The organism is Alteribacter lacisalsi (assembly GCF_003226345.1).
GTDB classification, from domain to species: Bacteria; Bacillota; Bacilli; order Bacillales; family Salisediminibacteriaceae; genus Alteribacter; species Alteribacter lacisalsi.
The window spans coordinates 367754-382898 of the sequence record NZ_PDOF01000003.1; the positions used below are offsets into that span (position 1 = coordinate 367754).

At 46.0% G+C, this 15145-nt stretch carries 15 protein-coding genes and 1 riboswitch; of the genes, 2 read left to right on the top strand and 13 right to left on the bottom strand.

Translation table 11 applies throughout. From position 1 onward, the window contains the following. Position 1: 1 nt before the first annotated feature. Positions 2-116: riboswitch (SAM riboswitch) on the bottom strand. Positions 117-611: 495 nt separating this feature from the next. The 8 genes from CR205_RS16600 to CR205_RS16635 all read right to left on the bottom strand — a co-directional run bounded on the left by CR205_RS16600 (position 612) and on the right by CR205_RS16635 (position 7002). Next, positions 612-899: a cupin domain-containing protein gene (locus tag CR205_RS16600; RefSeq protein ID WP_110521264.1), complete on the bottom strand. Its 288-nt coding sequence runs from the start codon at positions 897-899 to the stop codon at positions 612-614. A 20-nt stretch (positions 900-919) separates the two neighbouring features. Then, complete coding sequence (locus CR205_RS16605; RefSeq protein WP_110521265.1) at positions 920-2209, bottom strand: TRAP transporter large permease; 1290 nt, start codon at positions 2207-2209, stop codon at positions 920-922. A gap of 3 nt (positions 2210-2212) precedes the next feature. Beyond that, entirely contained in the window at positions 2213-2689 is a 477-nt protein-coding gene (locus tag CR205_RS16610; RefSeq protein WP_110521266.1) for a TRAP transporter small permease, read from the bottom strand. Between the two features lie 62 nt (positions 2690-2751). Continuing rightward, entirely contained in the window at positions 2752-3780 is a 1029-nt protein-coding gene (locus tag CR205_RS16615) for a TRAP transporter substrate-binding protein (RefSeq protein ID WP_110521267.1), read from the bottom strand. A gap of 75 nt (positions 3781-3855) precedes the next feature. Then, the gene (gene hxlB / locus CR205_RS16620; RefSeq protein ID WP_236634874.1) at positions 3856-4407 is read right to left on the bottom strand and encodes a 6-phospho-3-hexuloisomerase; all 552 of its coding nucleotides are present in this window, start codon (positions 4405-4407) and stop codon (positions 3856-3858) included. Continuing rightward, positions 4385-5023, bottom strand: coding sequence for a 3-hexulose-6-phosphate synthase (hxlA, locus tag CR205_RS16625; protein ID WP_110521269.1), 639 nt, complete (start codon positions 5021-5023; stop codon positions 4385-4387). Before hxlA ends, hxlB begins: the two co-directional genes overlap by 23 nt. 17 nt (positions 5024-5040) lie before the next feature. Further along, positions 5041-5991 (bottom strand): sugar kinase, encoded by a 951-nt coding sequence (locus CR205_RS16630; protein ID WP_110521270.1) that lies wholly within the window; start codon positions 5989-5991, stop codon positions 5041-5043. A gap of 24 nt (positions 5992-6015) precedes the next feature. Next, complete coding sequence (locus tag CR205_RS16635) at positions 6016-7002, bottom strand: substrate-binding domain-containing protein (protein WP_110521566.1); 987 nt, start codon at positions 7000-7002, stop codon at positions 6016-6018. A 268-nt stretch (positions 7003-7270) separates the two neighbouring features. On the opposite strand from CR205_RS16635, the gene CR205_RS16640 reads away from it, so the two are divergent. After that, positions 7271-8521 carry an Nramp family divalent metal transporter gene (locus CR205_RS16640; protein ID WP_110521271.1) on the top strand — a complete coding sequence of 417 codons (1251 nt, stop codon included), beginning with the start codon at positions 7271-7273 and terminating at the stop codon, positions 8519-8521. 265 nt (positions 8522-8786) lie between these two features. Then, positions 8787-9209 carry a hypothetical protein gene (locus CR205_RS16645; protein WP_110521272.1) on the top strand — a complete coding sequence of 141 codons (423 nt, stop codon included), beginning with the start codon at positions 8787-8789 and terminating at the stop codon, positions 9207-9209. Between the two features lie 54 nt (positions 9210-9263). On the opposite strand, the gene CR205_RS16650 is transcribed toward CR205_RS16645, so the two are convergent. From CR205_RS16650 to CR205_RS16670, 5 genes are all read right to left on the bottom strand, one after another. Beyond that, complete coding sequence (locus CR205_RS16650; RefSeq protein WP_201745404.1) at positions 9264-9851, bottom strand: glycerol-3-phosphate responsive antiterminator; 588 nt, start codon at positions 9849-9851, stop codon at positions 9264-9266. Positions 9852-9896: 45 nt separating this feature from the next. Next, positions 9897-10679 carry an HAD-IIA family hydrolase gene (locus tag CR205_RS16655; protein ID WP_110521273.1) on the bottom strand — a complete coding sequence of 261 codons (783 nt, stop codon included), beginning with the start codon at positions 10677-10679 and terminating at the stop codon, positions 9897-9899. Positions 10680-10778: 99 nt separating this feature from the next. Further along, entirely contained in the window at positions 10779-12548 is a 1770-nt protein-coding gene (locus CR205_RS16660) for an ABC transporter permease (protein ID WP_110521274.1), read from the bottom strand. Then, positions 12545-13672, bottom strand: coding sequence for an ABC transporter ATP-binding protein (locus CR205_RS16665; protein ID WP_110521275.1), 1128 nt, complete (start codon positions 13670-13672; stop codon positions 12545-12547). Before CR205_RS16665 ends, CR205_RS16660 begins: the two co-directional genes overlap by 4 nt. 39 nt (positions 13673-13711) lie before the next feature. Continuing rightward, positions 13712-14752 carry an ABC transporter substrate-binding protein gene (locus CR205_RS16670; RefSeq protein WP_110521276.1) on the bottom strand — a complete coding sequence of 347 codons (1041 nt, stop codon included), beginning with the start codon at positions 14750-14752 and terminating at the stop codon, positions 13712-13714. Between the last annotated feature and the right edge of the window lie 393 nt (positions 14753-15145).

Below are 15145 nucleotides of genomic sequence, written 5' to 3' on the forward strand. Positions count from 1 at the left end.
TTCCTTATCTTTCAGGCACACGCCTGCTGGAATGGGCACCTTTTTATAACGCTCACGTTATAAATGGTTGCCGCGGGATCATAGGACCAGATTCCTCCCCCGACTCTTGATAAGGTTTCGAAATTATTTGGTTGGTAACGATTGATGCCAATAATACCAGAACGCCAGAACATGCGTCAACAGAATTTTCTAATAATATTTATTTGAAAGAATCTTGTCATAAAGGGGAAATGAATCCCACTCTGCTCAAAATTCAATCCTAAAGGGATCGTTTCCTTCTTTACCAGTGCAACCCCCGGCGTATTCGGAAACCCCGGAGGTACAAGGAAAGCAGGAGGTTACAGTTTGTGAACTTTCTTATTCCCCTCTACCTGCTCTCAGTCTTTTAACCAGGTCTACAAATGTTCTCGCTCTCTCAGTGATCGCGTTTAATTTTTCTTCTGTCATCGGCCCACCTGGCGGGACCAAAACGCTTCCGAGACCGAGGCCTGCTCCGTAATTTCAAGGAATTTTACTCCCCCGGGCTTCGGCAACATCCAAAATACTCTCATTTCTGGCGCCACGTATCACAGCTACAATTCCACTGTCGGTAATGTTTTCCAGGAGGAGACTCACCGGCTTCCCTCCAGCAAATCCTTTCGTACCGGTGTAAAAACATCAAGAATAGTACAGCTCTCAACTACGTTTACCCGGTGAGGGGCATTGGAAGGGATGTACTGGACATCCCCTTTGCGAAGCACCTTCTTCTTACCGGAAACCTCGAATTCGACGCTTCCTCTTTCTATATAGCTGACCTGTTCTTCCACGTGCCTGTCCTCATCACCGATAAAACCTGTTTCCAGTTCCACTTTCACAACCATTACCGATCCTTCTGATGCTAACACTTCTCTTGTAACCATAAATGCTATCAACCTCTCTGTTATATGATTAAATCAGGGAAAAATAATTTTGGAATAAAGAATGCCACTTCCGGAACAAAAGCTACCAGACCAAGCACCAAAAGAATTACGAGAATGAACGGTGTCACTGCTTTAAACGAACGCTCAATTGAAATATTCCCGATCTTTGCTGCCAGCAAGAGACACAGACCGTATGGCGGCGTAATGAGCCCGATTGCAAGAGTCATTATAACGATGATCCCGAGAAGCACAGGGCTGATATCAAAGTGCAGGGCAACCGGCAGCACAACAGGAACAAACAGAATCATAGCCGGTATCGCATCCATAAATGTACCGATAAACAGGAAGAACAAAATGATTATCAAAATAAACACAATCTTGCTTGATATGTTATTCGTAAAGAATTCCTGAGCCCACATGGCTACCTGATAGTAACTAAGCAGTTCCCCTAGAGCGCTGGCGGCAGCAAGGGCAAACAACGAGAGTGAACTGAGCATCAGGGTATCGGTGAGCACTTTCGGCATATCCTTGATTTTCAAAGTCTTATAGAAAAACATGCTGATCAGGAATGTGTAAACAGAAGCAAAGGCAGCAGCTTCCGTAGCTGTGAAAATACCTGAAATAATACCACCAATTAGAATGACTGGTGTAAAAATAGCAGGAAGCGTTTCCAAAAATGACTTTGTAAATTCATTTACCGAGGTACGAGCCGCTTTTGGATAGCCACGCTTAACGGCAAAGATGTATATCAGAATCATCATTCCAAGCCCAACGAGAACCCCTGGTATAATCCCTGCTAAAAACAAAGCTCCTACGGAAACATTCGTAAGTCCCGCAAAAATGATCATTGGTATACTAGGAGGAATAATGACGCCAATCGTTGATGAAGCAGCAGTCACACTAACAGCCGTCGGGGTATCGTATCCCTGTCTTTTCATACTCGGGATCAGAATTTTACCCACACCAGCCGTATCTGCCTGTGAGGCCCCGGATACCCCAGCAAAAATCATTGATACGAGTATATTCGCGTGGGCAAGACCTCCACGGATATGACCGACAATTTTAAGGGAAAAGTTAATCAGCTTTTGCGAGATCTGTCCGTGGTTCATTAAATTTGCAGCTAAGATAAATAGCGGCACGGCGAGCAGAACGAAAGAATCCAATCCATTGAGCATCCGTACAGGAACAGTAACTTCAGGAATATAAGGGATGGCGAAAATACCGACAAAAGCAATGATGCCGATTACAAACGCAATCGGAACACCGATCAGGAGCAGCACAAGAAACAATCCTATTAATAAAAAGCCCATCTCCTATTCCCCTCCCCGCACTGTAATCAATTTAACATTCATAAACACATGTGCAGCAAGATAGATTACCATCGTACCGGCCATGATGGGCAGTGAAATCCATACGTAACCCATTTTCAAAGCAGGTATGGTCACCCACTGATAGTTCCAAAACGTTGTTAAAGCCGTTAAACTGTGAACGAAAAGAGCACTGCTAAAGGTGATCAGGATCACGTCAATGAGGATGTTTAACGCATACTTTGATTTGCCTTTCAGTTTCTTTGCCAAGAGGTCAAAATTGAAATGCTCTTTCTTGTTCACCATCACAGCCGCCCCCATAAACACGGCCCAGATAAAGGAATAGTTAGCGACCTCGCCTGTCCAGAGAACAGATACGCCAAAATGACGGCTTACCACCTGAACGAGGATGGCCCCAAAAAAGATACATAGAAAAATAACTCCGATAGTCAATTGAATCTGCTCCAGCCGTTTAATGAACATTTACTTCACCTGCTTTTGTTAAAGATAGGGGGAAGACCACTCCTGTGCTCTTCCCCGTTGTGTTATTCTTTGAGATCGTTGATTCTCTGGAGAATGTCCTCAATGCCGGCATCTTCTGCGAACGCTTCATGAATCGGACGGGCAATCTCGATGAACGGCTCCCGGTCAATTTCATTGATTTCCGCGCCTTCCTCAAGGGCTTTTTCCTTATACTCCTCTTCCTGTGCGTAAAGGGCTTCACGTTCTGCCACTGTTGATGCTTCTGCAGCGTTTAACAGAATCTCCTTCTGCTCTTCCGTCAGCTCATCAAAACGGTCTCCGTTAACTAAAAGAAGGCGGGTGGTGTAGTCATGGCCTGTCTCTGTCGTGTATTTTCCATTAGGTGTCTGGTGATGATTCTGCTGAACAAAGTACGGATATGAGTTCTCAGAAGAATCTACAACATTTTGCTGCAGGCCCTGATAGAGCTCTCCCCACGCCACATCAACCGGGGTTGCACCGGCCTGACCCCAGAAGTCTGCAACCACACCGGAGGTCTGTGTCCGGATGGACATGCCACGGAGATCTTCAATGGATTGAAGCGGCTCTTTTCCGTAGTAGTGACGGACACCGGCTGACCAGTAGCCAAGTACTTTAAAGTCATTGCCGGACTGTTCGTTAATAATCTCCGCAAGGTCCTCACCTACATCTCCGTCTACGACAGCCTCCCAGTGCTCATAATCTTCAAATAGATATGGCAGCGCTAACAAATCAACTTCTTTAATCCCTGTAGCTGTCATAAATCCTGGTGATACTAGGACTAGATCCGCTGCACCAAGGGTCAGCTTTTCAACGAGCTCGGACTCTTCCGTCCCAATCGTCCCAGCATGGACTTCAACTTCAATCGTCCCGTCTGATTCGGATTCAGCTACATTCTTAAACTCAAGCATCCCTTCCTGGAATGGGTTATCCGGTGAGGTCTGGTTGTGGGCAGCCACAATCTTCAGATCTGCCGCCCCTTCTTCTCCACTCGTTTCATCATTTCCACATCCTGTAAGTGCCATTCCGAAAGCTGCAACGGTCATCCCCAGCATACCTGCGCGTTTTTTCATGTTCGATTCCTCCCTGTTTTGCTTTTTCAGCGTTAATCAAGTCCCTGCGTTTCTATCTCAAAAATCCACCCACGTCTACTCCATATTCGCATGGCGTCGGGTCATTTCTTCGTACCCTTCACCTTTAACCGTTCCAATAATAATCGCATCCAGTACCAGATGAACAGCCTGGTCGAACTGGTTCCCAAGGGGCTGGATCGTCTCAGGCTCGTCTTCTCTTCTGAATTTTGTGGCTGCCGGAATAACCAGCACCAAGTCACTTATTGCAGCAATTGGTGACTGATCATTGGTTGTGACAAGGGCGGTCCTGGCTCCTGCCTCTTTCGCCTTTGTAACAAACTGCTTAATCGCTCCCGTTGTGCCTGATCCGGAAATCGCAACGAGGAGATCTCCTTCTTCAACGCTGGGGGTAATGGTTTCTCCGACGGCAAAGACGGTGTAGCCGCTGTGCATAAGTCTCATGGCAATAGCTTTGCCCATCAGTCCGGAACGCCCTTCTCCAGTTATAAAGATCCGCTTAGCTGTCTGCAGTTCCTGACTCAAGGCTTTTGCCTGGCTGTCGGAAACGTTGGAAAGAACCGTCTCCATTTCAATAGCAACCTGATTAATGATTGTTTTCATAGTCATCCATAACCCCTCTCATGGTTGAAACAACTTTGCCTTTGTCTTTTGCCTTTGTCACTGCACTCCCTACAATGACGACTGAAGGAGATTTGTGCATAATATCCGGCAATGAATCTAGGGAAATGCCACCTGCAACGGCAACTTCAAGGCCGCTTCGTTCTTCAACAAGCGAGAACATGTCCAACTTCATTGCCTCTTTTTTTTGCATATCTTTACCAAAATGAAGACTCACGAGGTCCACTCCCAGCTCCTCCAGGTCTGCCATACGGTGCGAATCTGTTACACCAAGCAAATCAATCATGACGCGTTTTTCATTGTTTCGGGCAACTTCCAGCACATCCGCAATGGTCTGATCCGCTGAAAAAGCCATCACTGTTGTAATGTCCGCTCCTGCTTCAAAAGCCTGGAGGGCTTCATGCCGCCCTGCATCACATGTTTTCATATCTGCAACTAAGGTTTTATAAGGATATTTTTCTTTAATTTCTCTTACAATTGCCATCCCGTACTCTTTAATTACTCCTGTGCCCACTTCAATCCAGTCAATATGTGATTCAGTCTGTTCAAGTATGGTGTAGCATTCTTCACGGGTTAACCTGTCCAACGCCAGTTGAATCTTCATAGGAAATGATCCTCCTTCTATCTTTCTATAAATTCTTTTTCACCAAGCTGGATTAACACCTCGTCCAGGTATGGGAGACCTTCATTGTCTCCGGAGACTCCCACAACCATGGAACCGATCGTATTGGCCATATGAAGTCGTTTTTCCAAAGTCCATCCCTGCAGCCAGCTGTAGAGGTACCCTGCATCGAAGCCGTCACCGGCACCGACCGTATCAACCACTTTTTGAGCTTTTACAGCAGGTGAGATGATTGTTTCACCATTTTCCCAACCGATTGATCCATTTTCACCGTCTTTCAGTACAACCGAGGTAAGACCAAGAGCACGGCATTTCTGAAAAATAATGTCTGGGTCTACACTGTTAAACAGAATTTCTGCTTCCTCCACTCCGGCCAGTAAAAGATCCACTTCAGGGAGGATGTCCAACAAGGCCTCTCTGGCTTCTTCTTTTTCCCAAAGTTTGAGACGAATGTTTGGATCCAGTGAGATGAAAAGACCCTGTTCTTTTGCATGACGGATCGCTTTCTTTATAATAGGAACGTTTTTCTTCTTATCAAGGGCCATAAACACACCGGTTATATGCAGTACCTGCCCTCCATTAAAGATCGATGCGCTGATCGCCTCTTCCGTGAGAGTGGATGTCGGTGAGTTGGAGCGGTAGTAAAAGGTTTGACCTCCCCCTCCTTCGTACACTTCTTTGAATTGAACGGAGGTAGGGTAGCCATCTACCAGCTTAACCTCAGATGTATCCACGCCTTCTCCTCGGGCAAAATTCCGGATAAAGCGGCCAAATTCGTCGTTTCCGAGTCTGCTGACCCACGTTGTGCGAAGGCCGAGTCTCGCACAGCCAATAGCCAGGTTAAACTCTGCGCCGCCTGCTTTGCGGTCAAAGGCATTTACAAATCTCATCGGTCCTTCTGTCTGGGGCTGCATGGAAACCATGGCATCCCCGATCGTAATTACATCCATTTCGATCAGCTCCTGTCTGCCAGATTAGCAAGATTCTCCGGGTATCAGGTCCGGCTCATATAGATAAACCATTTCATCTCCGGTATCGTTATTTTTGACTTTATTAATGATAATGGAAGCTGCTTTTCGCCCCATTTCAAAAGTCGGCTGAGCAATATACGAAAGAGTCGGTGAATACAGATCAGCAAAGGAAACCCTGTCTATTCCGATCACAGCCAAATCTTCCGGCATTGAAAGACCGCTTTCCTTCACGAACTTCAACACTTCAATCAGGGATAGATCATTGGAAGCCAATATGGCATCCGGTTTTGAAGATGTGTTAAACATCTCCCTGAGTGTGTCCTGCATTTCTTCTACGTCCACGCTTTTAATCCACTCTTCTTTCAGCACAAGCTTATTTTTTTTGTGGGATTGTTTGAATCCTTTGATCCGATCAACCCTTGATGATGGTTTCTGCTTAAGAGAGGTAGTTAACATCGCAATGCTGGAATAGCCTTTTTCCGCCAGATAGGTCACAGCAAGATCTGAAGCCTTCTCATTGTTCAGCTGAACGGTGGGAACTTCAACTTCCTCCATAACCCGATCCATAAATACCAGGGGATAATCTCCATCCTTCATTTTCTTATATAAGTCCAGGTTGCCGCCGGTGGGGAAAACGATGAGTCCGTCCACCTGCTTAGCCAAAAGCATTTCGATATACTTTTTTTCTTTTTCAGGATTGTCATCGGCATTACACACAATAAGATGAAAATCATGCTCATGGCAGTAATCTTCAATGGCTCTGATCACCTGGGTGGAGAAGGAATGAAGAATATTTGCCACAATCACCCCGATTGTCTGTGTAGATTTCTGCTTCAAGCTCCGGGCCACAATGTTCGGCTGATATCCCAGCTCACTGATTGCGCTTTCAATTCGTGCTTTTGTTTTTACACCCATGTAGTCATACCGCTTGTTTAAATACTGCGAAACAGTACTTTTGGAAACACCGGCATGCTTGGCTACATCAGCCATCGTTATGCGTTTATTCACATTAATTCAGCTCGCTCTCGCATTACTAAATCGGTTTAGTAAATCGGTTTAGTGAAAGTATAAAGCAAGTGTAAGCGCTTTACAAGGTGAAATTTTTAGAAAACAGTTTTAAATTGCTTTTTACCATCCCAAAAATCACAGAATGGCTTTAGATCATCTCGTTTTAAAAGAGAATTCAAACCCTATGTTTACTCTCCCCTCTCACGTGAAATGACCCAAGGAGTATGTATTTTTAATATGAGGTGAAATTATGGGGCAAGTACAGCCTGCACAGGAGCAAAAGAGGAACATTTTTATAGAGAAGCTGAAAGTTATCGGGCCGGGGGCGATTATTGCGGCGTCCTTTGTGGGGCCTGGTACGATCACGACTGCTACTGAAGCAGGCGCATCGTTCGGATACGCCCTGCTGTGGGCGCTCGTCTTTTCCGTTATTACGACCATCGTCCTGCAGATGATGGTCGCCCGGCTTGGAATCGTAGCCCGGAAAGGGCTCGGGGCTGCTGTGAGGGATCAATTCTCGCATCCTGCCATTAAGTACAGTATCGTGGCTTTCGTCATTTTATCCATATTTACTGGATCCGCTGCTTATATGAGCGGGGATTTAAACGGCACGTCGCTTGGTCTGTCCACCTTAACCGGCTGGGACATCAACGTCATCGGTCCGTTTGTAGGTCTCGTGGTGCTTCTCATCGGTCTGAGCGGCAGTTACAAGCTGATCGAGAAAATGATGATTGCACTCGTCATTGTCATGAGTACCGTATTTGTTACAACCATGGTGATTGCCCAGCCGGATCTTGGAGGGATTGCTTCAGGGATCTTTGCGCCATCATTTCCAGTCGGCTCCATCATTACCATTGCGGCGCTGATAGGTACAACCGTCGTACCTTACAATCTTTTTATCCATTCCTCTTCTGTACAGGAAAGATGGCATCATCCGTCTCATTTAAAAGATTCCAAGTGGGATATAGTGGTCTCCATCGGGATGGGTGGCTTAATCTCCGCTTCAATCTTAATTACATCGGGTACGTTAATGCGAGGTGTGGAAGTGGAAACCGTGGCAGATCTGGCTCTGCAGCTCGAACCGCTTCTTGGGGGCTGGGCCGAGACCTTTCTTGCTATCGGCATCTTCTCAGCCGGCTTTTCTTCCATGACAGCCGCGGCACTGGGGGCATCCATCACCATCAGCAGTATCCTGAAATGGGAAAACGGCCTGAAAAACTGGCGCTTTAAAGCCGTGTTTACCCTCGTAATCGTGATTGGCATCCTAAGTTTCGCCTTTAACGTGGAACCACTCGCAGTCATCCTGTTTGCCCAGGCACTAAACGGCATTCTTCTGCCCGGGATCGCTGTTCTCATCCTGATCATCATGAACAACAAACAGCTCCTCGGTAAATACACCAACTCGCTTAAAGTCAACATCATCGGGGGTATTGTGGTGATGGTCTGCATCGGTATCGGGGCATATAGCCTGTTAACGGCGATTAGTGATCTGCTGGGTTAAGTTTATACCCTTCTTTCAGGGCATACAGAAAAGCAAAATGAAAGTCTCAACTACCCAAAAGAATAGAACCCTCTCCTACCCTTCATCCCTTGCCTACTCACTATTCTGCTTTGAAACGCTATCTAGAGGAATATTAATGTATAAGTTTGTCATAGTAGGAAAACACTTTTGGCGGCATTGAGTTGAGTAGACATTTTCTATAAAAATACAAAATTTAAAATATTTATTATATAATAGTATAAAATAACTAATTTAGAGGTGTAGCATGAGTCAGAAACTACAAAATGAAGAAACCATAAAAAAACTCAAGGAAAACAATGGTGACCTAACTGAATTAACCTCGAAGGAACTTGAAATCTTACTAAAATATTCTCCTGAAGTCATAAAAGCAATTATTAAAATGGGAGAAGTAGGTTCAAAATCTCAAGATAAGGTATACAGTGCAATTGACAATGCAATAGATACTTTTTCCGAGCAATTAAAAGACCCCAATTTAAGTGAAGAAGCTAGAGACAAACTCAATGATCGAATTGAGCGTATGGTTGAGAAAGTTTATCAGAAAGATTCTGAGTTCAAAAAATGGATGTTTGCCTCGCTCTGGGTAGGTGTAGGTGGAGCAGCTTTAGCTGTAGCCGGCAAAAACCCTGAAGTAAGAAAAGCGGCCTTAAAGTTACTAAACAAAGGTTAAAAAAACAAGCGCAAGGATCAATATGCGATCCTTGCGCTTTCCTATAAGAAGAATCTACATGTCTGTGTTCCATAAACGTGGACTACCACAGGATGCAGCGAGCGCACCTGCTTCAAGAGCCTGGGCAATCTCTTGTTCGTTTTCGATAAGACCTCCCACAATAATCGGAAGTGGAGTCACTTCGGCGAGTTCTGTTATTACTCGGGGGATGACGCCCGGAAGGATTTCTACAGCGTCCGGCTGGGCCGCCTTGAGCATCTGTATACCTTTTTTTATAGCGCTTTTATCAATAAAAAACAGTCGCTGAATTGTGATCAGCCCTTCTTTTTTTGCATATTTTATTAAGTGGTTTTTCGTGGTAATGATGCCTTCCGGTCGAATTTTTTCAGCGAGAAAGCGAATGCCGCTGCGATCGTTTGCAATTCCGTCAACAAAATCCAGATGAACAAACACTTTGATGTTGTGTTTTTGAAGCCGTTTAACATTGTCACCTACTGTCAGAATGTCCCCTACCATTAAGAAAGCGACGTTGCAGTTGCTTGACAGGACTTCATCTAATTTCTCCGGGCTGTTGATCGCTGCAATTACCTGTGATTCAATCATGTCAGTTATTGCGGGTATCCTCGTCTCACTGTGATCCATAACGGCAATCCCTCATTAGTGTGATATAGTATACGCTTTACAATATTACCATTCTATCGTATGAATATCCTTAACGCTTGTCAATGTGAAATCAGGTTTGTATTCCGATTTTTCTGCCATTTTTTCGTCTGTAATCCCCGAGAGAACAAGAATTGACTTCAGACGGTTTTCAGTACCCATCCGAATATCTGTTTCAAGGCGATCACCAATAATATAGCAATTCTCCTCTTCGATCCCTAGTGTCCTTATTGCAAGACCAGTTATGATTGGCGACGGTTTGCCAGCAATGACATCAACTTTCACACCGGCTGTTCCTTCAAATGCGCCAATAACGGCCCCGCAGTCAGGAATCTCATTGTTATTCTCAATCGGGCACGTACGGTCAGGATTGGTTGCCACTACAGTTGCTCCGTTTTTCCACCCCTGAAAAGCCTGGTTCACCATCTCATAATTAAACTGTCGATCCCAGCCGAGTACGACAAATGATGCCTCCAATGGGTTATCGGTCACTTTTATACCGGCCATGCGAAGTTCATCAATCAAAGGCTGCTCCCCAATCACCCAGGCTGTTTTCGACTTCACATTTTGTGTACGAATGTAGTGTGCAGCTGCAACATTGGAATTAATAATATTCTCTTTGCTCACCCTGATTCCCATGCCTGTAAGTTTCTTTAAGTAATCTTCCCTGCTGGCAATGGACTTATTTGAGAGAAACAATATTTTATGCCCTTCTTCCGTGAGACGGTTAATTGCCTGCGGTACCCCATCAATTACTTCCTCTCCTAAATAAACGGTTCCATCCAGATCAAACATAAATCCTTTCTGCATGTTTTTCTCTCCCTGTCGAATGTGTTTAAATAAAGCGATCGCTAACCTCCAATTTATAAAAAGACCTGCTGAACTTATCCAGCAGGCCATGTTAGATCATTAGTAAAGTGAGTTTTTGGTAATTTTATTCGCAAGCGCCTGCAGAATCAGAACGAGACCAATAATGAGAACGGCCATGGCGGAAGCGGTGTAGACCTCTCCACGAAGAAGGTTCTGGAATACGACAAGCGACATTGGCGCCCAGCTCGACGGTGCCATCAGGATGGTAATACTTGTTTCCTTGATAACTGTTACGAACACAAGAATTGATCCGGCTGCAATACCCGGCAACATGAGTGGTCCGACGACTGTAATGATTGCCAGGAGCTTCGAAGCGCCTAGATTGACTGCCGCCTCTTCTATATCGCTCTTAATGGCCATCATCGTACCCATAGTAGAACGGATCATATACGGCATCCGGCGAATGGCATACGCAACGATCAGAAGAAACGCTGTACCCGTCAGCTGAAGCGGCGCCGTATTGAACATCTGAATATAGGCGATACCAAGGGCAATCCCCGGTACGATCAGCGGTACAGAAGAGATAAAGTCCAGCTTCGTCGCATTTTCACGAACAACGAAGTAGGATACAAAAGTTGCGATAATGACACTGATTACCAGTGCACCACCGGCGAGAATGATACTGTTCAGGATGTTATCCCCCGAGCGGGTAAAGATCGTCTGGTAGTGGTCGAGTGTGAACCCTCGAGGCAGAAGATCTGCACCCCACGTTGTTGCAAACGACTGCATAACAACGGAAAGAACCGTCAGCACCGGGATGAGAAGCACTAGACCCGTGTAGATTGCAAGAGAAGTTGTTACGACTTTATTGTCGTTGAGCTTTGTCTGCTTCGGTTTTCCTGAAAGCGTGCCGTAGTCCTTGCCCTTTGTCACAAGCCGCTGGAGCCAGAAGAACAATGCCGCTACTACAACCATTACCACCGTCAGAATAGAGGCACCGGCCCAGTTAAAGAATCCTGAAATTTCACGATACGCTTCTACGACAATCAAATTCAGTCCGTCAGGTGCAAGGATAATCGGCGTACCGAAATCCGAAAAACTGACTGTGAAGATAAGAAGCGCTGCAGAGACAATCCCCGGAATGGCAAGCGGGAACGTAATGAAGATCATTGTCATCCAGTTCTTCGCCCCCATGTTCTGGGACGCTTCCTCAAGTGAAATATCACTGATCTTAAAGGCGGCTACCATCGGCCACAGTGCAAACGGGAAAAAGAAGAACGTCTGGATGAGCACGATGGCTGTCATAGAATAGGCGTTAATGAGCGTACCATCAAATCCCATTGACTGATAAAGAGAAGTCACCCAGCCCGTACGTCCGAACATGATAATAAAACCGGCTGCCGAGATAAACGTCGGAACGATAATCGGCATCGTACAAAGAGCAGCAAACGTCTTCTTAAACGGCATCGTTGTACGGGCAAAGCCGTAGGCGATCGGAAGACACATAAGGATAACGAGAAGCGACACTCCAAGTGACAGCATAAGGCTGTTACGAAGCGCCGACATGTATACCCCACCGAACAGGCTGCCCCAGTGCTCAAGAGAAGCGTTGGACAATCGGTCCAGATTCGCTGCAAGAATATCCGGGTTAATGAGAGATCCCAGAATGTTAACCGGCTGTCCCGTAAAACTGACAATAAGAACAGAAAGAAGAGGGAGCAACAGGAACAGAAAGAAGAAAGCGGCAATTACTGCCTTCATCAGCCATAGGCTGTCAAACCTTGAGAAGAAGCCTGATTTCTGCTTCTTTTTCGGTGGCTTTGGCGGCTGTGTCTGTGCCTGAGTTGGCGTTGGTGTTCCGTTACTCATATCAGCAGCACCCGCTCCGGCTCAATCGTAAGCTTCACCTGATCTCCTTCTGCAAGAAGCGGAACACCCTGGTAATATGGCTCCTCGACCATGAACTCCAGATCACCGACTTTCACATCATAGCGGATGTTCGGCCCCAGGTAGGTGGACATTTCCACCTTGCCGTCAAGTACATTTTCTGAATTATCAGGCATCATTTCGCGCTTATATAATGCCACCCCTTCAGGGCGGATAAGTGCCTGCACTTCTTTTTTACCAGGCTTATAAGATGACTTAATTGTCTGTCCTCCAACCTTCACCGTTACCCCGTCTGCATGTTCATCTACCACATCACCTTTGTAAATGTTCGAAGATCCTACAAAATCGGCTACAAACGAGTTCTTTGGATGACCGTACAATTCGGTTGGCGTCGCCTGCTGAATGATTTCCCCGTCCTTCATAACGGCGATCCGGTCAGCCATACTCATGGCTTCTTCCTGATCGTGGGTAACAAAGATCGTTGTGATCCCCACGTCCTGCTGGATGCGGCGGATCGTGGTACGCATCGTATTTCGCAGTTTTTTATCCAGGTTTGAAAGCGGCTCGTCCATCAGGAGAACGGAGGGTTCCATCACGAGTGCGCGTGCGAGAGCCACACGCTGCTGCTGGCCTCCGGAAAGTTCATTCACACCACGTTCAGCCAGGTGACTCATCTCCACGTATTCGAGTGCATCGTTAACCTTCTTCTGAATTTCCTTCGACGGTGATCCGAACCTGCGACTCATGAGTCGGGCTAAACTTTTCACCCTGCGGGCCGGCGAACCGCTGTAAACTTCACGGACTGTCAGGCTGTATGCCACGTTTTCAAAAACGTTATAGTGGGGAAAAAGAGCGTAACTCTGGAACACCATACCACAGTTTCTCTTGTTGGCCGGCACTTTGTTGACGACCTTGTCACCGATCATAACTTCACCAGAGGTCGGGGATTCGAACCCGGCTACACAGCGCATCGTCGTTGTTTTCCCGCAGCCTGAAGGACCAAGGAGGGCGAAAAATTCGCCTTCCCTGATGTCCAGGTTTACATCTTTCAGTGCGGTTACGTCGTTATATTTTTTGATCAGGTTGTTTACTTTTACTGAACCCATCGTCAAACGCCTCCTATTGCTGTTCCGTTTTGCTGCTTTTTATTGGTAACGGTCACGCCATGACTGGCGGATTTCGTCATAGTTTTCTACAACCCAGTCGATGTCCAGATCCTGAGCGACTTCGTTAAGATCCTCCATTGTTAATTCGGATTTTCCTTCTACGTCAGGATGCATCGGGATGTGAAACCAGTCTGCTTTAATCTGCTGTCCTTCTTCGGATAGCATGAAGTCAACAAACTTCTGGGCCCCTTCAGGGTTCGGTCCGTCTTTTATTAAAGCAACCGGGTTTACAAGAATCGGTGTGTTGTCAGGGATATGGAAGTCAACTGATTCCCCGCGGTCTTTCATCTGATAGGCCATAAAGTCAAAGCCGATTCCCATGGAAGCTTCACCGGATGCAGCTGCCTGGGCAGGGGCACCCCCGGAATCAGGCATGGAATTCATCTGGCCTACAAGTGAATCAAGGTAATCCCACCCTTCTTCCTCGCCTTTATCCTGAAGCTGGCTGATTACGAACAGAGTAGCCGTGCCGGATGCTGCCGGGTTCGGCATCTGAAGCTCATCTTCCCAACGCGGATCAAGGAGCTCGTCCCACGTCTGAGGAAGTTCGTCTTCATCTACAAGATCCGTGTTATAAATTAGACCAAGAGCAAAAACTTCCACCCCAACCCATTTCCAGTCTTCATGACGGACTTTAATGTCGTCCTGAACCACATCCCAATCCTCGGCAAGTTCAGGCGTATAGGATTCAATAAAACCGTGCTCAATGGCGGATTCAAAAGGAAGAATTCCCCCTCCTCCATACCAGAGGTCTGCCTGCGGATTGTCCATTTCGGCAATCATCTGATTTACAAGCACGTTCGTACCTGCGTAGTTTACGTCAACCTGTCCACCGTGAATTTCTTCAAACTTTTCTGCCATTTCACGGGTCATGTCAGGTGTCTCAGGGGAGTAGATGGAGATACGACCGATATCCCCACCGTCACCGGCTGCATCCTGGTCATCGCCACCGCCGCAGGCTGCGAGTACCATGGATGAGGAAAGTAATGCTGCAAGTGAAATCCGACCTGTTTTTTTCATAGGTTAAAACCCTCCATTATAGTAGAATAACGCTTTGTGAGCGTTTTCACAGGAATATAAGGGAAAAAGAGAAGATAAGGCCTAAAGGACACACTGGTGGCAAGTAAGCTCCAGTTCGTCCTTAAGGGTGATCTCATCTTCTCTTCCCTTAATTCCGATTTGAATTTAAGTAAAGTATAGCACATATAAAAGCGCTTTCAATAGTTTTTAAAGATTTTGTGAAATTTTTGTGAATATACAGTCATAATTTCTCGAATTTGCAGGTTATGAGGTGGTGTGTGCACGAAAAATACTCACCAATTATGACTAATTGTGGCAGAAGCAATCGTATTATTTTTAGGATAGTAGTGAAATGGGCTTAATATGAGAGGGCTCAGGAAACTATTTTGTAAG